This is a genomic window from Paenibacillus sp. JNUCC 34 (genome assembly GCF_058269055.1).
Map to the genome: position 1 here is coordinate 2,589,328 of NZ_CM177770.1, position 22,895 is coordinate 2,612,222.

The window sequence follows — 22,895 nt, forward strand, 5'->3', positions numbered from 1 at the left end:
AACCTGTCCAGAGAGAGAAGCGATTGGTGAAAGCTTCTTCAGTACTTGTTTCAAAAATTACCCCTTTGTAGCTGTGTTTTTGAACCCGTGATCTGCTGATCAGTATAGGTACGGTACTAGAAAACACCGAATCATTCCCGTTACAGGATGACTGAATGAGGGTCCGATGAGCACGCTATTTGTAGCGATTGCAAGTCTGGATCAAATTAGGGTGGAACCACGAGCTGAACGCACTCGTCCCTTTAGGGATCGTGTGTTTTTTTGCGTTCAATCAAAATTTATGGAGGGATAACAATGTCTATTGTAGTAACATTACCAGACGGAAGTAAGAAGGAGTATCCCGCACAAACGACGATAATGCAAATCGCGGGATCCATTAGTTCAGGTCTGAAAAAAAACGCTGTAGCGGGAAAAGTAAATGGAAATCTTGTTGATTTGAATTGGGAACTTCGTGAAGATTCGGAAGTGAATGTGATTACACTGGATTCCGAGGATGGGCTTCATATTTATCGGCACAGTACGGCCCACTTGATGGCTCAAGCGGTTAAACGCATCTATGGCCATAATTCCGTAAACCTGGGAGTTGGACCGGTTATTGAAGATGGTTTTTATTATGATATGGACCTGGATAATTCGATTACAGTGGATGAACTGATCGTCATTGAGCAGGAGATGCAGAAGATTGTACAGGAAGATATTCCCATAGTCCGCAGAGAGGTCAACCGCAAGGAGGCCGAACAAATCTTCCATGACGATCCTTACAAACGGGAGCTGATTCATAATTTGCCCGAGGACGAAGTCATTACGGTTTATCAGCAAGGGGAGTTCATCGACTTGTGCAGAGGACCGCATCTTCCTTCCACTGGAAGAATAAAGGCATTTAAATTGATGAGTGTTGCGGGAGCTTATTGGCGCGGGAATTCGGATAATAAAATGCTGCAACGAATATATGGAACAGCGTTTCCTAAGAAGTCACAGCTTGAGGAGCACCTGTTTTTACTTGAAGAAGCTAGAAAACGGGATCATCGTAAACTGGGTAAGGAGCTGGGACTGTTTATGTTCTCAGAAGAAGCGCCAGGCATGCCTTTCTTCTTACCTAATGGGATGATCATCCGTAATGAACTGGAGCAATTTGCAAGAAAGCTTCAGTTTCATAGTGATTATGATGAAGTGCGTACTCCGTTGATGATGAATAAGCGTCTTTGGGAAATGTCCGGCCATTGGGATCACTACAAAGATAACATGTACTTTACTCAAGTTGATGAGACGGAGTATGCATTGAAACCGATGAACTGTCCAGGTCATATGTTAGTCTATAAGAACACGCTTCATTCCTACAAGGAGCTTCCTATTCGTATTTCAGAATTTGGTCAAGTCCACCGACATGAATTCTCAGGGGCCCTTAATGGCATGATGCGGGTTCGTACGTTTTGTCAGGATGACGCACATATTTTTGTAAGGCCGGATCAGATCGAAGATGAGATCAAGGGGATCATCGAGTTCATTGGACAGATTTATCAGGTCTTCGGGTTTGATTACAGCATTGAATTATCAACAAGACCGGAGGATTCAATGGGCTCGGAAGAGCTGTGGGAACGCGCAGAGTCATCCTTAAAACAGGTACTGGATCAGCAACAGTTGGAATATCGGATCAATGAAGGCGACGGCGCATTTTATGGACCAAAGATTGATTTTCACATCCTCGACTCATTAAAACGAAGTTGGCAATGTGGTACAATCCAGTTGGATTTCCAGTTCCCTGAAAAATTCGATCTTTCTTATATTGGAGAAGATAACCTAAAGCATCGGCCTGTTGTCATTCACAGAGCAGTTTTCGGATCTATCGAGAGATTTATCGGAATCCTTACAGAGCATTACGGCGGAGCTTTTCCATTGTGGTTAGCTCCTGTTCAAGTCAAAATAATTCCGGTGTCTGATCATTATTTGGACTACTCTCTGAAAGTGAAGAAACGTCTGGAGCAAGCAGGTATACGAGTCGATGTCGATGTAAGAAACGAAAAATTAGGATATAAAATCCGGGAAGCAGGTCTATTGAAGACTCCATACACATTTGTCTTAGGTGAGAAAGAGGTTAACTCTGACCTTGTAGCAGTTCGAAAACGTAACGAGGGTGATCTAGGAACAAATACATTAAATAATGTAATAGATATGCTTAAAGTACAAATCGATTCAAAAGAATAAGTTGAATGGAGTCTACCAAGCATTGGTGGACAGCCACAAGGAACCGCGTAGATCGCGGTTTTTTTGTTGAAGATAGTATGTCGATCAACTATTATTCCAATAATATAATCAACGGAAAGTGTAATAAGTACAAAGGATGGATAGTTATGGGGGAATTATTACAAGTTGATTTTTGGGAGATGATTCTAAGATCAACTGTTTCTTTTTTTGTATTACTCACCTTGGCGCGAGTGCTCGGAAAGAAGCAACTGAGCCAACTTACTTTTTTTAATTATGTCACAGGTATTACGATTGGTTCAATAGTTGCGGAAATTGCTGGGAAAAGTAAAACTCCCTTTATTAACGGACTAATAAGTATAGTTTGGTGGTCTTTATTAACTGTTCTTATTGAATACATATCGCTAAAATCAAGCAAAGCAAGGGTCTTTCTAGATGGAGAACCTACCATCGTTATAAAAAATGGAAAAATCCTAAAAGAGGCACTTAAAGGTACTCGTTTAAACCTGGACGATTTGAGTATGATGCTGCGAGAGAAAGAAGTATTTAGTACCCAAGATGTTCACTATGCCATTCTAGAACCCGACGGAAAATTAAGCATTCTAAAGAAAGAATTCCAGCAAACAGTAACAAAAGGGGATATGAAGGTGAAAACCGATGATTTTACATATTTACCATCAGAAATTATTTCAGATGGTAAAATCGTGGAAAAGAACTTGAAGGAATTAAACCTAAGTGAAAGTTGGGTACTTGCTGAATTGAAAAAAAATGGGATTCAGTCTGTTGAAGAGGTATTTTATGCTGAAATTCAGAAAGATGGCTCTCTCTTTATTAATAAATTCTAAATGAAACACAATGCGAAGAATCCGCGTAAATCTAAAATCACTTACATATTCATGTTAAGAAAGCCTGATCTACAGGCTTTTTATTTTTTTATAAACCCTAGACAGGTCAGCTACTTAAGTAATTGACAATTACGCATGAATCAGATACATTATGTGAGCTTAATAAAACACTTTTATAAAGTATTTTATTAATTGAGGAGGTTTACGATGAAAAGCATTGGCGGCAATGCAATTGTGATGAAAGAAGTGAATATCAATCTTGTCCGAAAGGTGCTGAAGGCAGAAGGTGAAGCAACCAAGCAACAAATTGCGAAGGCAACGGGTCTTAGCGCCGTTACAGTAGGAACCATATTGCAGCAATTGTTGCAAACGTCTGAGGTTAAGGAAGCGGCGCTTTGTTCTTCAGGAGGGGGCAGACCTGCTCAGCGCTTTAAGTATAACGGAGACTATGCATACGCACTGACTCTTTTTCCCTACGAAGCTACAGGACGTATAATCATTCGCAGTACAATTGTTAATCTTGTCGGCAATATGATTTATGAGCGAATGGATGAAGTAGAGCAAGTGGATTTGGCATGTTTCGAGCATATTATTGATTCGCTGATGGCTTCATATCCTGCTATACGAGCGATAGGCTTTGGATTGCCTGGTGCAGAATGGCAAGGAAAAATCATTGTTTCCGACTATAAAGCTTTAGTTGGTGTTTCAATTGTGGACTATTTCAGAGAGCTCTATGGAATGCCAGTCATTATGGAAAATGATGTGAATGCTGCAGTGGTTGGTTATTGCGAGAGGAAGCATATCCGTTCAGGTGCTGACGTGGTTTATTTGTATTTTCCAGATCGCTTTCCGCCAGGGGCGGGTTTTCTCATAAACGGAAAGTTGTTTAAAGGACGAAGAAACTTTGCAGGTGAAATTGCGAAAATCCCCTTAGGTATCCCATGGGGAGAGGCGACCTTTATGGCATCTTCCGAGAAGGTTGAGCAGGCCATTGTCCAATTGATCGTATCCATCTGTGCTGTTTTAAATCCAGATTGCGTCGTTTTACACGGCAGCTTCATAGAACAGGCGAATGGAAGGAGAATCGCAGAACTGTGCAGTCTAGAACTGCCTGTAAGTGCGGTGCCTGAAGTTATAGTTTCAGAGGATTTTTCAGCTGACTACTTGGAAGGCATGGTCGCACAAACGTTAGCTACGCTAGAACCAAGCATTGTATTATCTAGAAATGAATAAATAAGGGGCGGGGAATGGTGGCAACATTATTTTTGATTATTATCTATTTGTCGTTTATCAGCTTAGGGCTGCCTGATTCCTTACTTGGAGCAGCTTGGCCGGTCATACAAGCAGATTTTGGAGCACCGTTCGGTGCTGCGGGTGTGCTATCGATTATTATTGCATCCGGAACGATTGTATCAAGCTTGGCAAGTGGTACGGTATTAAAACGACTTGGAACAGGCAAAGTCACGCTGATAAGCTGCTTTATGACGGCTGCAGCGTTGCTCGGATTTTATTTTGCGCCTTCTATTGCATGGCTGATGGTGTTGGCATTGCCGCTTGGACTTGGTGCAGGTTCTGTCGATGCGGCGCTGAATAATTATGTTGCTACGAATTATAAAGCACATCATATGAGCTGGCTGCATTCATTCTGGGGTGTGGGAGCTACACTTGGTCCAATTATTATGTCTGGATTCATTCGTGAACATAATTTATGGCGGGATGGGTATTTGACCGTTGCTGTTATACAATTTGCGCTAGTGGTTGTGCTGTTTATTACACTTCCATTGTGGAAACGGATGGAGAAAGTACAGAGTCATCCTGTGATAGAAGGTCAGGGGCCTCAAGATAATCTGTATGATGCTGAGTCTACTGAACGGCCGATGCGAATAAAGGGTGTTAAACTAACCTTAATAACATTCCTCTTCTATTGCGGTGCTGAAGCAACAGTGGGATTATGGGGTAGCAGCTTCTTGGTAAACGTAAAGGATCTATCGGCGGCTACGGCAGCACAATGGGTATCCATGTATTACGGTGGCATTACTGTGGGCCGATTCATTACTGGATTTGTTACTTTAAAAGTAAGCAATCGTGTCCTGATTCGTAGTGGACTGTTAATTGCGTTGGCTGGAGCATCGCTGCTTCTCTTGCCATTACCAATCTTTGTTTCACTTATCGGTTTTATGTTGATTGGCTTAGGCTTCGCACCTATATTTCCTTGTATGCTGCATGCAACCCCTGAGCGCTTTGGCAAAAAGCAAACGCAGAAGCTTATGGGCTATCAGATGGCGACTGCATACACGGGTACAACGCTGCTGCCTCCGCTACTCGGTTGGATTGCTGCGCAGACAACGATCGCGATATTACCATTTTTCGTGGCGATATATATTGTAATCATGCTATTTGGTTCTGAAAGAATCAACCGGATCATGAAGCTGCGTTCGGTTCACTCGGAAACGGCTTCTACAATTGCTCGATGAACACTTAGAAATGCATACCAATTATCGATAAACAGATAAACATGAGGTGATTACATGGATAAATCTATACATTATACGATAGAACCCCCTAATAACTTTGAGCAACTACTAACTTTATATGAATCTTTAGGATGGAATTCACTTAAACTAACAGTCAATGATTTGGAACAAATGTGCAACCAAAGTTGGTATGCGATTTATGCATTTGATGAAGAACAATTAGTGGGTATGGGACGTGTTATTTCGGATGGTGTGATTACTGGAATTGTATGTGGTGTATGTGTACTACCAAGCTATCAGTCCGAGGGAATCGGTAAAGAAATGATGAATCGAATAATTCAACATTGTGAGCATAATCGAGTAATTCCTCAACTTATGTGTGTAGAAAATCTGGAATCATATTATGAAGCTTTTGGATTTGAGAAATTTACCATTGGCATGACAAAGAGAATAAATCGATAAATTTAATGATGTAAAAAAATAAATAAAAATCCTCAGGTTGTTTTTACCAGAAATAACTTCAAGCGACGATGCAGATATTAAGCCGGGGAAAAGATAAATAACAGGAGGAATCACAAATGAAAAAAGCAGCAGCAGCATTTGCCTTATCAACTTGTTTGTTACTTTCAGCTTCGGCAGTCACAGCATCTGCAGCACCAGTCGATAGCCATAAAGCTGAACACAGAATGCATGCAAAAGAACACCATGCGAAAGAACACAAACTGCATGCAAAAGAGCACAAACACAAAATGCATGCAAAAAAACACAAAGCGCATAAGCTACACAGCAAAAGCATCAAACCTAAAGCTTTACCGAAAACAGGTTACGGTGGCGTAAGCGAGTAAGGATAGAGATCGAAAAGAGGAAAAGTTACTTTTCCTCTTTTCTTTTAATAAAGGATGATAATTATGAATGATAAACGAAAATTAACTCTAATCGTATTTATTACTCTTTTTGTCCTCTTGTTTTCAGGTTGTCAACATAATGCGAAACCTTCAAACATAAAGAAATCATCCCCAGAATCTTTGCCTCAACCCAGCTCATCTTTATCGGTGAAAACGATAGAGAAAACAGAAGAGAAAACAGAAGAGAAAACAGAAGAAAAAAAAGAAGAGAAAACAATAACTGACCAAAAACCTGTATTTATTACCCCGAATCAAGTTTGGATTCCATCGATTGGACTTAAGGCCCCGATTGAACCAGTGGGACTGCTAAAGAATGGGCAGATGGACGTTCCAGCGTCTAGTAAGGTGGCAGGAGTATTTATTGATGGGATCTTACCCGGACAGAAGGGAAACGCAATCTTGGCAGGGCATGTTGACAGTTATACTGGACCGGCTATTTTCTATCCGCTTAAAAAAATAAAACCTGGAGAGCCTGTTGTGTTATCGGACAGGGAAGGGAAATACCTGGTTTTCAAAGTGATTGCCGTAGAATCATACCCTACAGCTGAGGCACCAATAGAAAAAATATTCGGTGATACCGATATAGAACAACTAAATTTAATTACTTGTACAGGTAAATACAACCGACAAAAAGGCGAACATGAAAAAAGACTGGTTGTATATACGCGAATGTTAAAATAACAATAATCACCATTTGTAATATATGGCTTTTGGATAAACTATAAGGTGGGAAACCACACAACAATGGAAATAATATTTCCTGAACATAAAAAAAGGATATGAAAAATGACTAAAACATTTTGCATAAGCATATTCACGATAATTGTGCTGTTGTACGGTGGTGTATCTGAAACGTTCGCTAAAAATTCTGAGGAAGAGGTAAGAACATTTTTAAACGATTTGTTTGTTGCTCGTTCCAATTTTCTAGTGAACAAACCCTCGAGTGTGGCGAAGTATTACGATCAAGCTTCTATTACGAGCCGTAATGCTTATCGTGTCGAGCAAAAAAGAAAGACATATCTCAATACTTGGGGGAATCATAGAGGTATTCATTTTACCGATTCCAAAAGTGGTATTCGGATCACTCGAATTCGAATCGAAGGGGATACAGCAAAAGTGTCATTAGCCCATTCCCAAAAACTAAGCTATATATATGTAGATAAAATTTTGCATCCTCAATCGTTTGGGATAGGGACATGGCATGCGATTACTTTGAAAAAAAAGGATGGCGCCTGGACTGTTTTTAAAGAATGGTATCTGGATCCTTTGGAAGAAAACCCTAAGCTGATTGCGGGAAAATTAGGAGGTACCGTTCACTTTCCTCCTCATAATGAAGAGGTTAAAGATGGGGAAAAATACAAGCGGCAGAGTGCCGTCGCTTATGCGAATAAATATGCAGGTACTGCATGGGGTGCTGGCAATAAAGGGCGATACAATTCTAAATATTTAAATTATAACGTCAAAGGAGGAGACTGCACGAATTTTGCTTCCCAGGTTATCGGAGATAAAGAAGAAGGCGGGGGCCTTAAAATGATGGGACCCTGGCGTTACCATTACTCTGCAGGAGGCAACCGAACTTGGGTACAGACAGATGCCTTAAAGAACTTCATTCTTCATTCCGGTTATGGCAAGGTCATTGCAAGCGGGTATTTCTCAGATCTCATTAAACCAACACGCAAGCATCCGAATAGTGCTTTTGCCAAACTATTACCCGGCGACTTAATCGCTCATGTTATAGACAATGACGTAGACCATTTTTCAGTAGTAACCGGATTTGATGACAAAGGTTATCCTCTTGTAAATTCTCATTCAGCAGATCGTTTTCGGGCACCTTTTGATTTGGGTTGGGATAAACATACGAAATACATTCTGATTCACATTAACGATTAGGCCAGGTAAAATATTGCTTCAATCATATCGCAATCTCCATTGTCATAGGATGATACAAGTCTTATGCAATGGAGGTGAACGATGAATAGTTCCCATTTCATCAAACAAATGGCATTCCGTATAAGTGCTATTCTGATGGTGAAAGCAATCGGTCTGATTGGCAGAGTCTCTCTAACGAGGCTAATCGGTGCAGAGGGCATTGGTCTATTTCAGATCGCTTACTCATATTTCGGTTTAGGGTTAATGGTGTTAACAGGTGGATTACCGACTGCAATAGCCATATTTACCGCGAGAAATTCCTCTCATGGTTGGATCTGGTTTAAAATTATCTCCATGTATTTAATCCTTATAGGGGGAAGCGCAAGCATTCTTTCCTTTTATTTCTCCGATGACATTGCAAAGTTTCTCGGCAACGAGGAGCTCGATTATTTCATTCGCTATTTGGCCCCGGCTCTCTTCGTAGTTCCGTTGTTAAGTCTACTCCGCGGTTATTTGCAAGGCATGGAGTTATACAATGTGATCGCCGTGTCCGAAATCATTGAACAAGCTGTTCGAGTGTTGTTTATGATGTCTATCGTTTTTCTTCTCTTGGATCGTGGTCCAGCATTTGCAGCGGGAAAGAGTATGTTAGGTACATCGTTCGGTGCGATTTCTGCTTTTTTAGTGTTAATTTCATACTATTTTTATTATTTTAGTCAACAAAGTAAGATCTCAATCAGTGGTACGGATATGAATCTCCAAAAGGATCTGATGTGGTTTTTACATAGTTCTTTCATAATATCCCTTACAAGATTGCTCATTCCGTTGTCCGATGTTCTGGATGCTATAGTCATCCCTAATAGGTTGCAAATTGCGGGCTATTCCTCCGTACAAGCGACAGCTTTTTTCGGAGTCCTTACAGGTATGGCTGCACTTGTCACTTATATGCCTACCCTTGTTACTGCGGCGCTTTCTCACACATTAACAATGAAAATGGTAACAGATTGGCGGGAAAGAAATTATGAGCGTTTTCATCGGCGAACCAGACGAGCAATGGAGGTATGTTGGGTGTGGGGCTGTACATCCAGTCTATTTCTTTACGTCTATAATACAGAAATTTCTGTTTCTCTTTTCGGCACTACCGAAGCCGCGGAGCCGATACGATATTTATTTATCATTCCACTGCTTGTCGGTTTACGTGAAATTAGTACAAGCATACTTTGGGTCCAGGACCATAAAAAAGCGCCGTTACTTGGTCTTATTTGCGGAATATGCATTGCCGTTACGGTTCATTACTTCCTTATAGCTATTCCGGGACTAGGTTACCGGGGAGCTTCGGCTGGCATACTTATATTGGAGTTTGTTGCTGTTAGTTGGAATCTACTTGTTATGCTCCCTGTACTGAAGGAGTTAAGATATAATCGGTTGATTATTGATGCGCTCGTCATTACATTACTAATGTATCTTGTTAGTCAATTTACTCATACGATAGAAGAATCTGAAATATTTACGGAAACAATCCTAACCGTTATAGGAATGATCATATATATGGGCTGCAGTGTACTTTATATTTTTTTCCGGTTTAAAACTACGAAATGAATAGGATTCAATACATTTTGAGGAGATGTGGGCTAGAGTTTGAAAGCTTGCATTCTCCTGTTTTTTTTATTTATCATATATAGAAATACGGTAGAAAGCCTAGTGGAAGGAGATACTTGTAGATTGGGTATTTACGAAGTTCAGCAATACGCATAATATGGAGTTATTAACGAAGTTCGTGAATATGTAGTTAAGCGAAATCGGTCAAAATAAATATTAGGGTGATGTCATGAATATATATGGCCATCTAAATAAGGTTAATGAAATATTTCTAGATCTAGTTTCACAACGAACTAACTTCGTTCCGCAGGTTATCATATATAAATTTAAGGATTCTTGGGTTTATATCGAAAAGTATATAAAAAATGCACATCCAAATTGGACAAGTAACTGGAATCAAACACTAGAATCATTAAATTCAAATGAATTGGTTATTTCAGAAGACATGGTCAAAGATACATATAAGAGAGTGGAGAAAATAGTTAAGGAGCGAAAGATTAAAGAATATTTTAATTTATATATTTCAATTGTTGAAGGTCTAACTATTTATAATAAATCGTATGAAGAATCATGTGATGTTTGCCAAGGTGAGCTCCGATATTATACAAATACAATCAATAAAACAGTATTAAAAGAATGTAGAACGTGCGGTTGTTTATATAACGGTAAAAATGGAAATAAAATTGGTCTAAAAAGAGACATTACTTTAAGGCCATCAACTAAAAGCGAATTAGTAAACCAAGGGATTCTAGAATGAAGGTAACTCAAGAAGTATCCGACATCGCTTAACAACATATATACGCTGGTCGTTGCCCTTGGTTCGCAAGAAGTGGTTAAGCAGAGAGGAGAGGATTCAGCGAACAACCCTGCGAGGCTAAGTCCGTTGGACCCAGTCGCTGGCGCTTCATTAAGCCTCTCGGGTTCGTAGATACAAGAACGTTATCCGAAATCGTCTAAAGGAGTTGTAGTTATGTATTCTCAAAGAAGTCTTGAGAGTAGAGATCTGGAAACAATTTGTTTGTTTCCGCAATGTGAAGAAGAATTATTTTATATTGGTCCTAGGTTTGTTTATCCGTTAACAACAGACCAAATTTTAAATAAAGTAAAAGATAGATTTGAACCAACTGTCATCATCAATAATGCAACGAAAGAGGTGGTGGCATATGCTAATATTTATAAAGATGACTCCGAAGAAGGTAGTTTTTGGCTCGGAAATGTTATTGTTTCACCTAAATATAGGGGTAAAGGGGCATCTCAATATCTTTTAAATATAATGCTTGATAAAGCAAAGAACAATTTAAGAATCGAGAAGATAAAATTAGTCTGTCATAGCACGAATTCAAGAGGATTAGCTTTCTATTCGAAATATGGCTTTAAACCTTTCGATATGAAGATTACAAGTATAGATGCAAAGAAATTCATATCAATACATATGAGTAAGGAACTTTTCTGAGGTATTTCAAGATGAGACGGTATCGCATAACATTATATTCACGCATCGGAGCCTGGCGGCTCCTCGGTCCGTCAGAGAAATTTCAAAGCAGCTGATACAGGCAGGGTGGTATGTTTCAATAATCTAAAAGCAAAAATAGTAATAAAAAGGAGTCTGTGGATGAATGAGTGTTTTTAAGAAATTAAGAAATGAATATGTAATTTGGCATGCAAATCGTGTTAAGTTTCCAAAATTTACACCAAGCATTATAGTCAGAAAAAACGTAGCTTTTTCTGGAAGGGTGCAAAAGGTAGGCTTCCGTTTGGAAATATATTGTATTGCTCGAAGAATGAAACTAACTGGATGGGTGAGAAATTTAAAAGATGGAAGTGTGGAAGCAGAATTACAAGGGGAAGAGTCGCATATTGATTTTCTGGTCAATTGCATGCGGTCATTGAAACGGGCGTCTGTAAAGAAAATGACTATAATTGATCTGCCTATTAGAGAGGGTGAAGAAAGCTTTACAATAGTGGAATAAAGTACATATAGTATAAGCGACTTATTCCAGAGATTACACCGTTACTTATTGAAGAACTGGAAGCAGGAGAGGATTCCTTTTTATTGGATATTAGATGCAATATAAATTGGGATCATGATAAATTTGTTAACCTAATAACATTAATTAATGAATATACTGAAAATATAAATACATGTATTCAACTAGATCGACAAATTGCTAGTGGAATATGGTATATCTTTACTTTTGTTCAGGATTGGACTTCACATGAAAGCTTTAGAAAAAGTAATACTAGGTATTCAATGAATACTCCCACCACTTACCTATGCTGACGCTTCGATTGAAGTGGGGGTTTCTGATGTATCATCTCTGCTTATTACTGGATGCTTAACATCAGTGGAGTTGACACGTTGACGGACTGGCTACCGACCAACCCCGCTATCCCATTGGCGGATGCTTTTGGGAATACTTTACGCATGATATTCGCTGCTCCGTTCACATCAGCATGGATCAGGCCCTTCCCACTTCGATACAACCCGCGATGAATCCGCTTGCCCGAGAAGGCCCTTGTAACTCCATCTTCATACTTGGGCAATGGGTCGTGATCCAGGAAACTGGCCTTCGACGTATACGCCTCTTCGGTGAGAATCACTTCGATTCCGAGTGCCGCGGCTTTATACCGGATCATCGAAACAAGCATCTGATGTGGAATGTAACAGAACGACTGATTGTTGCTCCGACCCATATCGGATTCTACCTTCCATCCCTGATTGTATCCGATGACGATTGTCCCGATCTTCTGCTCGGCAGCTAGTCTGACAATATAATGACTCGTCTTGTGAAACAAGTCCTTAATCCTCCGATGACGCTTCAGATGCAGCCGATTTAGTCGCTTGGATGAAAATGCACCTTCCTGCGGTTGTTTGCCTTGGCGGAGAATCCCAGTATAATGTGCCTTCAACTTGTTGTAATACTGATTGATTGCTTTCATCGGCTTGCCCTTCACGCATACCGGTCGATGACCCGTATTTGTGACGATGGTTGCAAGCTGATCAATGCCCAAATCAATCGCCAACGCATTCTCTTTCGCGACATCTGTCGCTTCTACTGGGCAAGCGAATACCAGTTCCACGACATATTGCCCGTATTTCGGAACGAAGCGTACCTGCTTCAAATCTCCCTCTGTATAGCCGAGCTTGCCGATATTGAGCCGCTGTTTCGTCTTTGGGAGTTTGAGGTACTTGCGATCCTTGATCTCACAATCCTGATTGGTGAAAACGACTTCCTTGGCCTTGGTGCGGGCGTAGCCGGGAATATGCGGTCTTCCGGCGTATTTGTCAGGTCGCACTCGATAATCCGTGATGCTGGCGAAGAAAGATTGCCAATTGGAAAATAGACGCTTCATAACCCACTGACTGCATTGTGCAGGGAGTGCCCGGTAATCCGCTTGTTCCATCGTCTTGAACAGACAATCGAGAAAGGGATAATCCACATAAGGAGACGCCTTCGTCGGCAATTCGAACAGGTGGCAGCGGGAATCCTTCCGCTGGTCGGCTGGTTTCAGAAGCTGCTTCTGAAGTCTCGCCTGATGGGCTTCAAGTTGGCGTACGTTCATCAATCCGATGTTCATCAGCAACGTGTCCATGACTTGTTGTTGCAAGGGTTGAAAAGGCTTGTCCTGCCTGAGTGCCGTAAACACTTGGCGGATATAAAAGTTCGTCGTATTGTACAAGTTCTTGGCGTCCTGACACATCTGCTCCGCGTACGCATACAAACGATGGCCGGGCTTGATCCAAATTTGATAAGTTCTGTATGTTGGTTCTGACACACATTCCCCCCCCTCAAACCAAACGTATGTTCTATTTCATTTTACCACATATGTTTGGATTGTGGGAGTGATTTGAAAGGAATTGTTACAAGCATTTCACAGATGTCCCCGATTCACCACCCCCTTAGCTCCTGCGTCGCTTGAAGAGGGCGTCCTCTCGGTGAATTTGATAGAATATTATAATGAAGCCTATGACTTACTCTACGAGGTATGTAATTATTTCTTTACTGGCATATTAAATTATATGGATGATAACTTTTTGAAATTGGAAATAGATAAATTCAATAATACATATTCAAGCTAATTCAATGGAGTCGGGTACTGCAGATATCATCGTATTCAACGTAGCGGGCCGAGACAAGCTCGGCCCTTGAGCCGGAGGCGGCAATGGAGCGAATTCACCCGGCACATTCAGCCGGTTAAGTGGCAGAGTCACCTGGTACTATGCCTTAAGCCGCTTGAACGTCGTGAATACGAGAGACGTTTTCTGAAAGACTTGCTTTATATTTCAACCAATAATTTTTTGAGGAGATAAAAATGGAAGCATCTAGTACTGTGAATACGTGAAAGACAATTAATGATGATTTAAGACGACTTGGTGTAAAAGAGGGAATGACTTTGATTGTCCACTCCTCTTTGAAATCTTTAGGAAATGTTATAGGGGGACCTGTAACTGTAATTTTAGCATTGGAAGAGGCGGTAGGAATTAACGGGAATATTGTTATGCCGACTCAATCTGAACATTTGTGTGCTCCGACGAACTACGATGGTGACTTAACCTTAGAGGAAATAAAAATAATAAAAGAAAATATGCCAATATATTACCCTGATCTAACACCAACTTCGTATATGGGATTTATCCCTGAAACATTTCGAAAACAAAATGGAGTGTTAAGAAGTTCACACCCTCATATGTCATTTGCTGCGTGGGGGAAAGATGCAAAAAAAATAACTATGAATCATAGATTAGATTATGCGTTAAGTGAGGATTCTCCTTTGGGGAAAATCTATGATTTAGAAGGATATATTCTATTGCTTGGAGTTTCTACGAATGGGAATACTTCATTACATTTGGCTGAGTATAGCCAGAAAAATTCTTATATCAAGTCTAAAATTTGGGAAGTGAAAATGAGTGTAGATGGAAAAGAACAATGGACTACTTATGATGATATCAATAATGAATCTGACGATTTTAATATGATTTTTGATGAGTTCAAATCCAAGACTACGTTGGTAAAAGAGGGAAAGGTAGGAGATGCGGTGAGTTATTTAATACCAATGAAAGAAATGGTTGATTTCGCCTTAGACTGGATGAATCAGAACAGAAGATAGATTGAAAACGGTTCGTAGATACAACAACGTTATCTGAAAGGGCGGCGAATTGTATTAAACCATATGATAAATCAGAAGATCAAAATCATTATAAGAACATTTGTACGCAGGTGTGAATAAAGGTAAAAAACCCGAATATTACTTATGGCATTACTCCGCCAAACTATTAAGGGAACAGAGGATTTGTGACTTTTATTGCTGTTATGAAGTAGAGCCAATGTCCAATTTACCTCATGGGATGGTGCATATCCACTTATTAGCACGAGTATATTCATTAATACACTATGTTGGTCCAAGGCGAGGAAGTAGTTGCCGGGACACCTGCACCGACTAACAGTGCCGCGGCGAGCTCTTCGGGCTTTAAGTCGGTGAGGCGTAGTCAACACGATAACGATATAGTAACCGCGTAAATCGCGGTTTTTTTTGTTGTTAGATGAACTGATCACTTATATTTTTTTTCGGTTTAAAACTACGAAATGAACAGGATTGTATACATTTTAAGGTCCTCGAATCTATGATCAAGTATCCATTAGACCTAATTTTTTTAAAATGTTATGATTGCGACGAAAGCAACAAAGTTAGTAAATTTCATGTCAGAAAGGTTGAAAGATATGGAAAATAACGATCAGAAAGAACCGATGATTTTTGATATCCATGTGACGGAAGGAAGCAATTATGAGGTAGGTAAACAGCGGGCGATTACATTTAAGGAGCATTATCCAGGTGATATCGCCTATTATACCAGCCCGATGGAAGGGCAAGACTATATATCTGCGGCAAAAGCTCATAAGAGAATGATGATGATTGATAAAATATGTCCCGGATTCACGGATGAAATACAAGGTTTTGCTGATGAAGTAAATACAGAAGCGGAAAAAATGATATGTTATGCAAATTCATATCACAACTCACCCAACTGCTGTCAATTTGCTGTACTTCCTTCAAACACTAGTGATGGACATTTTTATGTTGGACGGAGCTATGAATATTTCGTAAGAGATGAAAGGAGTTTATGCATTACTCGTGTAACCGGAAAACCCAAACATATGGGTTTCTCATTACAAGTCTGATTGAAGAAATGCCGTTATGTACCAATTCGAATATTATGGTAGCAGATGCTGCTAATAATGTTTCTATTTTTGAGGTAGCAAGCTTTTCGTCCAATAAAAAAAGAATATCTGTGCGGAAACCAGTTGGTGGTTTAATGGTAGCTACAAATCATTTTGTAAGCCACGAAATGAAAGAATTCGATGAACATCATTTCTGGAATTCCGGAATACGTTATTCATCCGTCTGGAATTCATTATTGCGGGATGCACCTTACATCAATGATGAAAAGATAAGGAACTTACTGTCCACGGAGTATCCATATGGTCCTTGCTGCCATTATTATTCAAGTGGAATGGGTACACTCAGAAGTATGGTATTTGATGTGACAGATAAAAAACTGAAAGTTAGTTTTGGTCCGCCAGATATGAATCCATGGCACTCTGTCAATTTTGATGCACCAGTGGGACTTCAAGAAATTGTAGGCAGGTATGATGATGCAAGTATTAACAACCCAGAACAATTTTGGAGAGAAATGTAAGCAACCACCTCGATTGGAAGGTCACTTAAAGAGAAGTGGCGAATTGATATACGGGTGGAGAATAGAAATGAACAAAAGCTGCCACGGATAGGCAGCCTTTTTTGCGTTTAAGCGCAGTACTCCAGGCTGCTAAAGCCGCCACTTTCTTATTCAATAAAAAATGCAGATCGGTGTCCGTTTGTCGTTCATTGCATTGTTATATAGGTATACATGTTACCAGAGAGGAGGGGAAGATGATCGACACGGCAATGATTGAACAATACGTTCATCAAGTTCAAGCTGGACAGGAGGAAGCATTCATCCCTATCGTAAGGGAGTACCAACAGCAATTGTATATTTACTGCTGCCGGCTGCTTGGTAGTGATCAGGATGCGGAGGACGCCGTACAGGAAATTTTTCTGAGAGCCTACAAATCGATCTCAAGCTATAAGCCAACAGTCAGCTTCAATGCATGGTTGTACAAGATCGCCTATCATCATTGTCTGAATCTGATACATAGACGTCAATTATACGAGAAGCTAGGCAGACTATTGAAAGGGCAGATATTCGCGGAAAGCGCAGAGCAGGAGGTTTTAAGAGGGACATTCAGTGAACCGTTATCTAGAGCGCTTGCCGTCCTTCCCGTTGAGGAAAGAAGCTTATTGATTTTGTGTGTTTTTCACGACAAGACTTATACGGAAATTGGTGAAATTACCGGCAAAAGTCCGGAAGCCGTTCGGAAAAAAATAAATCGAATAAAGAAAAAAGTAAAAGATAAAATGAGTAAATGGCAGGGGGAAGAGAAATGGGAGCAATCATTGATTCAAACGAAGAATTGAAAAAGAATTCCGTATCGGATGATCATTTTCGTAATATTGATATTACGTCCAAACTCTGGCATGACATTAAGATGATGCACCATAAAAAACGTTCTGGACTTCGCTCCTTCAAGAGAAAAACGGTAATGTCAATTGCTGTATCTTGCATATTTCTAGCCTCATTCACTGCTTACGCTGCAACCGGGCATATCCAAATATTTAATAGTAAAGGGAAGGTAGTGGTCCAAACTATTGACCCGCAGTCGTCGCTGCCTACTAAATTAAGCAATTTACTAGAGGAATACAGACAAAGAGTATTGACGGTCCTTAAACCCGGCGAGTTGGCGGCCTATTATATCAAGGATGATTACATCAATAAACTGAACGGCTATGACACCCGAAATTCGATTAAATTCCAATATCTTCCTATCGAATATTGTTCTTATGAGGATTTTATAACAGAGCAGGTTCGTACCTCGGCGCCTCTTCTTAAGGAACCAAGGTATCTTCCAAAGGGTATAAGTTTCTCTTCTGGACAAGTAATTCCTCTGGAACCTCTGAGTTACGAAGAAGAGTATGATAAATTGGAGAAAAATTTGATGATGAAGGCAAATTCATCTAAGAATGAGGAGAAATTGTTTATCGAAAAACTGGATTGGTCGAAGGCTAATAATACGTTTTTATACTTATCTAGCGTTAAGAACAGCCGGGCTATTATTATCCAAGCGGGTTATGGTACAAAGCTAAGCGTAACACAGCCGACGAATGGTTCTTCTGAGAAAATCAAGCTGAAACATGTGGAGGCAATTTATATTAATAATGAGACTGGTGGAGATACGATCGCCTGGTATGATAGTAAACGCAGTATTGCCTATACGATTTGGGTAAATGAAGAAGATGTATTGAGTAAAAAAGAGCTCAAAAAAATGGCTGCGAGCATGATTACGGATTGATTCCAATGAAAATCTCGAATTAGTATGCAAAACTATGTAAAATAGATAATTGAAGTATTGTGGGTACACTTATATTAAATTCAAAGGAGATAAACCAAAAAATGCAGTGGAAAGAAATTATGACCTTAGAAGAGTGGAGTGCGATTCTGGAGAAGTCTTCAGAACGCGGTCAAGTTATTTTAAAGCATAGTACGACCTGCCCAGTTAGTGCTAATGCTCTTGCAGAGTATGATCATTATCTGAAGGAGACACCAAATCGTGATTTGGATTACATTCTTGTTAAAGTCATCGAATCCCGTCCGGTTTCCAATAAAATTGCAGAGGATCTAAATATGAAGCATGAATCGCCACAAATTATTTTTGTGACGAACAAAGCCAAGTATTGGACTGCATCTCACTGGGCGGTTACGATTGAGCATATGAGAGCGGTATTGGACTGAAAAGAAACTAGAAAACATGAATGAGATGTTTCTCTAACAGAGGTCACGAGCACACATTGTTCGGATCGGCGTAAATGCCGATCTGTTTTTTTTTTATTCAAAACGTAAGATGCTTCATTCCAACAATCCTAATGCTTCATACACCTTTTTCGAAACGACACCGTTCTGTGCCAAATGGTGATCGCGTTGAAATTTTTTTAAAGCTGCAGTTGTATTTGAGCGAAACTTGCCGTTACATATCCCATTGAAGTAACCGGAACTTTTTAAACGGGATTGAATCAGTTGCACATCTCCTCCGACATCACCCTCCGCTAAATCCCTTGGTTCATGATTCGGCCCGCCTAATACATGGCCATAAATGGTTACTTTAGTACCGACTGGGATCATCTCGAATAATTCAAGGACATCGTGATTACGCATGCGAATGCACCCGTGACTCAGAGGCTGCCCAATAGAGTACGGTCTGTTTGTACCGTGAATACCGTAACTCCCCCATGGGACGTTTAAACCAAGCCAGCGTGGGCCAAAGGAAGGTCCCCAATCTTTCCCCTTATATACAACTTGGTATTCTCCAACAGGGGTAGGAGTGGATGGATTTCCAACAGCAATGCGATATGTTTTGAATTTCTGTCCCTGTGCCCGTACAATCAGTTGATGATACTGAGGGTAAACTTCGATAGAATAAATGCCTTGGTCAGCCACAATCGGCAAGGATGGTTCGGCATAGGCAGGGCTGTGCGCAATTCCTTCAGTCATGGCTATAATCAGTAAAGATATTACAATAGACCGAAGTGGAAAATATGGTATTTTTTGTATCATTATTTTACTCACCATAATTAGTATTTTATTGATGTAGGTTGTCCTAATGGATGAGATTCATTCGTACATTTGTGTAATTTTAAATAATACGGACAATAAATCCTGTATATATATAGGCTATAGAGGACTTGAATTAAAGGAGGGGGATGAGATCGGACGGTCGGTTGGAAAAAGCGTTCCCAGAAAGGAAACATGGGAGAAAGTGACAGGGGCAACCAAATATATAAATGATATCTCAAGACCGGAGCTTTTACATGCCAAAATAGCGGTCAGCCCCCATGCTCACGCAAAAATAAAATCAATTGATTCGTCGGAAGCTATGAAAATACCGGGTGTAAAGGCGGTTATAACAGGAGTAGATAATCCGATTTTGACCGGGTCACCACTGGCAGATCGGCCGCCAATTGCTATTGATAAAGTGAGATATTATGGCGAGCCCGTCGCCCTTGTTGTCGCGGAACAAGAATATATTGCAGAGATGGCGGCTCTTCATATCAAAGTGGATTATGAACTCTTACCGGCTGTCCTTTCTCCAAGCGAAGCTTTTCAGAAAGATGCGCCGCTCATTCATGAGCAGCTTGCCGCGTACAAGCGACAGGAAGAGGTTTACCCGGAGCCGGGAACCAACATCGCGAACCGAACAAAAATACGTAAGGGAAATATGGAGGAAGGTTGGAGGAATAGCGATCATACCATCGAAATCCGGGTCACTTCACCGCAATCAGATCACGCTGCGATGGAAATGCGATGCAGTACGGCACAAATTTTGCCGGGCGGAAAAGTGATCATCCATTCCACTTCACAATCACCCTATGTAATCCGAAGGGTAATCAGCCAATCGTTTCATATTCCGCTTCACAAAGTTATTGTTCACACGCCTCTGGTTGGAGGCAGTTTTGGTGGAAAATCTGCAATTCAGACGGAGTATCTTGCTTATTTAGCTTCAGTTGCAGTTGGTGGAAGAGCTGTAAAACTGGTTAATTCCAGGGAGCAGGACATGATCTCTTCACCAGTCCATATTGGATTAGATGCTAGAATCAAACTTGGCTGTACCGGTGAAGGGAAAATCATGGCCGCCGAAATTCTGCATCTGTATGATGGTGGTGCTTATTCAGATCGAGGTGTGGTCATGAGCCGAGCGGGAGCCGTCGATTGTACGGGACCCTATCGCATCGATAATGTTCATTGCGATTCTTTATGCATGTACACTAATCATCCCTATTCCACTTCATTTCGAGGATTCGGACATCCAGAACTCACGTTCGCCATAGAAAGGGCGATGGACTTATTGGCGGATCGAGTGGGCATGGATCCTTTGGAATTTCGTTTTCATAATGCGATGGGACCAGGCGATACATCCCCAACACAAACCTTATTAAATAGAAGTAATATGGGCGATTTGCCCATGTGCATAGCAAAATTGAAATCGTTAATCCATTGGGACGATCGTCCTCTACGTGAAATCAATGGCCACCTCATCAAGGCGAGAGGGGTATGCTGTTTCTGGAAAACTTCGAATACGCCAACAGATGCCGGAGCGGGTGCAGTTATAGTTTTTAATTCCGACGGAAGCATTAATCTGCTGTGCGGTGCAGTAGAAATCGGCCAGGGCACAAGAACGGCGCTTACTCAACTGTTAGCAGAACGGCTACGTATGGATGTCCAGATGATACATATTTCTATGGAAGTAAATACCGAAACGGATCCCCAACATTGGAAGACGGTGGCGAGCCGTAGTACCTTTTTAGTGGGTAATGCAATTTTGAATGCGGCTGACGATGCCATCGTACAGCTAAAAAATATCGCTTCCATTGCACTGCAATGCTTACCAATAGACTTGGATGTTGGAGGAGGCAAGGTTTACTGTAAATATCGCCCCGATATTGAGATAGAAATTGAAAAAATCGCCAACGGATACAAATTTCCGAATGGGAATACGATCGGTGGTCAAATCATCGGACGCGGAAGCTATTCGATGCGTAATTTAACATTATTGGATCCTGAAACCGGCAAAGGAAATCCCGGTCCAGAATGGACGGTAGGCGCACAGGCAGTAGAAGTAGAATTAAATACAAGAGATTACACATATAAAATCGTTAAAGCGGCAACGGTTATTGATGCCGGTAAGGTGATCAATCCAGAGTTCGCCCGCAGCCAAATCACGGGCGCTATGAGTATGGGGTTAAGTTTTGCTAGTCGGGAGGCTTTTCTATTCAATGATCGAGGTGCCATTCTAAATTCGCAATTCCGAACATATAAATTGATTCGCTATGGAGAACAGCCAGAGTACTGTGTTGAATTTGTTGAGACGCCTCATTTGGAAGCGCCTTACGGATTGCGCGGAATCGGTGAACATGGCTTAATTGGCATGCCCGCCGCACTTGCGAATAGCCTTACAATGGCCGCTGGAGTGGAGCTTAATCATTTGCCTCTGACCCCCGAGATGATCTGGAGGGCGATCCATGATCCCGTTTGATTTTGAATACCACAAACCTTCTTCCATACAGATGGCTGTGGAAATGTTTCAGTCTTTGCAAAAACAAGGGAAGAAACCGATGTATTACGCCGGAGGGACGGAGATCATCACATGGGCTCGAACAAACTCCATTCAACTGGGAGCTGTTATCGATTTGAAGTCCATTCCCGAGTGCAACGTCATGCTAATTCAGAAGGATAAGCTGGTTATCGGAGCTTGTGTCACGTTATCGGCTTTATCTGCAGCGAACCCTTTCTCGCTTCTCAGTGAAACGGCACAGGGAGCAGCCGACCAAACAGCCCGGAATAAAATTACACTCGGAGGAAACATCTGCGGCAAAATTCATTATAGGGAGGCCGTGCTCCCGCTTCTGTTGGCGAACAGTCGTATGATTATAGCAGGAATACAAGGGATCAGAGAGACTTCCATTCACCATGTGTTCTTACAACAATTGAGATTGAAAAATGGAGAATTTCTTGTACAAATCCTAACAGACCGTGACTATTTATCGTTGCCATTCGTTCATTTCAAAAAACGGCAGATAGGTAATGTCGGCTACCCCCTCGTAACAGTAGCCGCTCTTAAAAAAGATAGTCAGATTCACACAGCATACAGCGGCGTTTGTTCATTCCCTTTTCGATCCGTTGAAATTGATCAGATGTTGAACGACACCTCAATACCACTAACAGCAAGAATAGAAGAGGCGATCGGCAAACTTCCTGCTCCATTACTGAATAATGCGGAAGGATCCGCCTCTTATCGGGAATTTGTCCTTAAACAAACGATGGCTGACGCGGTACTTGTATTGGAAAGAAGGTGAAG

Annotated in this window: 22 protein-coding genes; 20 read left to right on the forward strand and 2 right to left on the reverse strand. The window is 40.9% G+C overall.

Features of this window, described 5'->3' with window-relative positions; genetic code table 11:
- The first annotated feature begins 294 nt into the window (after positions 1-294).
- The 12 genes from thrS to AC2TF5_RS12295 all read left to right on the forward strand — a co-directional run bounded on the left by thrS (position 295) and on the right by AC2TF5_RS12295 (position 11,861).
- Positions 295-2,202, forward strand: a complete 1,908-nt coding sequence (gene thrS / locus AC2TF5_RS12240; protein ID WP_491302411.1) for a threonine--tRNA ligase — start codon at positions 295-297, stop codon at positions 2,200-2,202.
- Between the two features lie 146 nt (positions 2,203-2,348).
- Positions 2,349-3,044, forward strand: a complete 696-nt coding sequence (locus AC2TF5_RS12245; RefSeq protein WP_491302412.1) for a YetF domain-containing protein — start codon at positions 2,349-2,351, stop codon at positions 3,042-3,044.
- Between the two features lie 207 nt (positions 3,045-3,251).
- Positions 3,252-4,277, forward strand: coding sequence for an ROK family protein (locus tag AC2TF5_RS12250; RefSeq protein ID WP_491302413.1), 1,026 nt, complete (start codon positions 3,252-3,254; stop codon positions 4,275-4,277).
- A gap of 17 nt (positions 4,278-4,294) precedes the next feature.
- Entirely contained in the window at positions 4,295-5,518 is a 1,224-nt protein-coding gene (locus AC2TF5_RS12255) for an MFS transporter (protein WP_491302873.1), read from the forward strand.
- A 54-nt stretch (positions 5,519-5,572) separates the two neighbouring features.
- Positions 5,573-5,980: a GNAT family N-acetyltransferase gene (locus AC2TF5_RS12260; protein ID WP_491302414.1), complete on the forward strand. Its 408-nt coding sequence runs from the start codon at positions 5,573-5,575 to the stop codon at positions 5,978-5,980.
- Positions 5,981-6,096: 116 nt separating this feature from the next.
- Complete coding sequence (locus tag AC2TF5_RS12265) at positions 6,097-6,363, forward strand: hypothetical protein (protein WP_491302415.1); 267 nt, start codon at positions 6,097-6,099, stop codon at positions 6,361-6,363.
- A 63-nt stretch (positions 6,364-6,426) separates the two neighbouring features.
- Positions 6,427-7,104: a class F sortase gene (locus tag AC2TF5_RS12270; RefSeq protein WP_491302416.1), complete on the forward strand. Its 678-nt coding sequence runs from the start codon at positions 6,427-6,429 to the stop codon at positions 7,102-7,104.
- Positions 7,105-7,209: 105 nt separating this feature from the next.
- On the forward strand, positions 7,210-8,313 hold the full coding sequence (locus tag AC2TF5_RS12275) for an amidase domain-containing protein (RefSeq protein ID WP_491302417.1): 1,104 nt from the start codon (positions 7,210-7,212) through the stop codon (positions 8,311-8,313).
- A gap of 81 nt (positions 8,314-8,394) precedes the next feature.
- On the forward strand, positions 8,395-9,891 hold the full coding sequence (locus AC2TF5_RS12280; RefSeq protein WP_491302418.1) for an oligosaccharide flippase family protein: 1,497 nt from the start codon (positions 8,395-8,397) through the stop codon (positions 9,889-9,891).
- 229 nt (positions 9,892-10,120) lie between these two features.
- Complete coding sequence (locus tag AC2TF5_RS12285; protein ID WP_491302419.1) at positions 10,121-10,648, forward strand: hypothetical protein; 528 nt, start codon at positions 10,121-10,123, stop codon at positions 10,646-10,648.
- Between the two features lie 213 nt (positions 10,649-10,861).
- The gene (locus AC2TF5_RS12290) at positions 10,862-11,344 is read left to right on the forward strand and encodes a GNAT family N-acetyltransferase (RefSeq protein WP_491302420.1); all 483 of its coding nucleotides are present in this window, start codon (positions 10,862-10,864) and stop codon (positions 11,342-11,344) included.
- A gap of 163 nt (positions 11,345-11,507) precedes the next feature.
- Positions 11,508-11,861 (forward strand): acylphosphatase, encoded by a 354-nt coding sequence (locus AC2TF5_RS12295; RefSeq protein ID WP_491302421.1) that lies wholly within the window; start codon positions 11,508-11,510, stop codon positions 11,859-11,861.
- 355 nt (positions 11,862-12,216) lie between these two features.
- Here AC2TF5_RS12295 and AC2TF5_RS12300 read toward each other — a convergent pair whose 3' ends face one another.
- Positions 12,217-13,668, reverse strand: a complete 1,452-nt coding sequence (locus AC2TF5_RS12300; RefSeq protein WP_491302422.1) for an RNA-guided endonuclease InsQ/TnpB family protein — start codon at positions 13,666-13,668, stop codon at positions 12,217-12,219.
- A 612-nt stretch (positions 13,669-14,280) separates the two neighbouring features.
- Between AC2TF5_RS12300 and AC2TF5_RS12305 the strand changes: the two genes are divergently transcribed.
- The 6 genes from AC2TF5_RS12305 (at position 14,281) to ytxJ (ending at position 18,778) form a co-directional block, all read left to right on the forward strand.
- Positions 14,281-15,000, forward strand: a complete 720-nt coding sequence (locus AC2TF5_RS12305) for an AAC(3) family N-acetyltransferase (protein WP_491302423.1) — start codon at positions 14,281-14,283, stop codon at positions 14,998-15,000.
- A 611-nt stretch (positions 15,001-15,611) separates the two neighbouring features.
- Positions 15,612-16,070, forward strand: a complete 459-nt coding sequence (locus AC2TF5_RS12310; RefSeq protein ID WP_491302424.1) for a C45 family peptidase — start codon at positions 15,612-15,614, stop codon at positions 16,068-16,070.
- A gap of 35 nt (positions 16,071-16,105) precedes the next feature.
- Complete coding sequence (locus AC2TF5_RS12315; protein WP_491302425.1) at positions 16,106-16,588, forward strand: carcinine hydrolase/isopenicillin-N N-acyltransferase family protein; 483 nt, start codon at positions 16,106-16,108, stop codon at positions 16,586-16,588.
- Between the two features lie 233 nt (positions 16,589-16,821).
- Positions 16,822-17,406 (forward strand): RNA polymerase sigma factor, encoded by a 585-nt coding sequence (locus tag AC2TF5_RS12320; protein ID WP_491302426.1) that lies wholly within the window; start codon positions 16,822-16,824, stop codon positions 17,404-17,406.
- Positions 17,373-18,338, forward strand: coding sequence for a hypothetical protein (locus AC2TF5_RS12325; protein ID WP_491302427.1), 966 nt, complete (start codon positions 17,373-17,375; stop codon positions 18,336-18,338). The genes AC2TF5_RS12320 and AC2TF5_RS12325 overlap by 34 nt, the downstream gene beginning before the upstream one ends.
- 101 nt (positions 18,339-18,439) lie before the next feature.
- Positions 18,440-18,778, forward strand: coding sequence for a bacillithiol system redox-active protein YtxJ (gene ytxJ, locus AC2TF5_RS12330; protein WP_491302428.1), 339 nt, complete (start codon positions 18,440-18,442; stop codon positions 18,776-18,778).
- A 114-nt stretch (positions 18,779-18,892) separates the two neighbouring features.
- On the opposite strand, the gene AC2TF5_RS12335 is transcribed toward ytxJ, so the two are convergent.
- A complete protein-coding gene (locus AC2TF5_RS12335) occupies positions 18,893-19,534 on the reverse strand; it encodes a L,D-transpeptidase family protein (RefSeq protein WP_491302874.1) in 642 nt (213 codons plus the stop codon).
- Positions 19,535-19,643: 109 nt separating this feature from the next.
- Here AC2TF5_RS12335 and AC2TF5_RS12340 point away from each other — a divergent pair, with 109 nt between their 5' ends.
- Together AC2TF5_RS12340 and AC2TF5_RS12345 are read left to right on the forward strand one after the other, a co-directional pair.
- A complete protein-coding gene (locus AC2TF5_RS12340) occupies positions 19,644-22,073 on the forward strand; it encodes a xanthine dehydrogenase family protein molybdopterin-binding subunit (protein WP_491302429.1) in 2,430 nt (809 codons plus the stop codon).
- On the forward strand, positions 22,060-22,893 hold the full coding sequence (locus AC2TF5_RS12345; RefSeq protein ID WP_491302430.1) for an FAD binding domain-containing protein: 834 nt from the start codon (positions 22,060-22,062) through the stop codon (positions 22,891-22,893). The genes AC2TF5_RS12340 and AC2TF5_RS12345 overlap by 14 nt, the downstream gene beginning before the upstream one ends.
- The last annotated feature ends 2 nt before the right edge of the window (positions 22,894-22,895 follow it).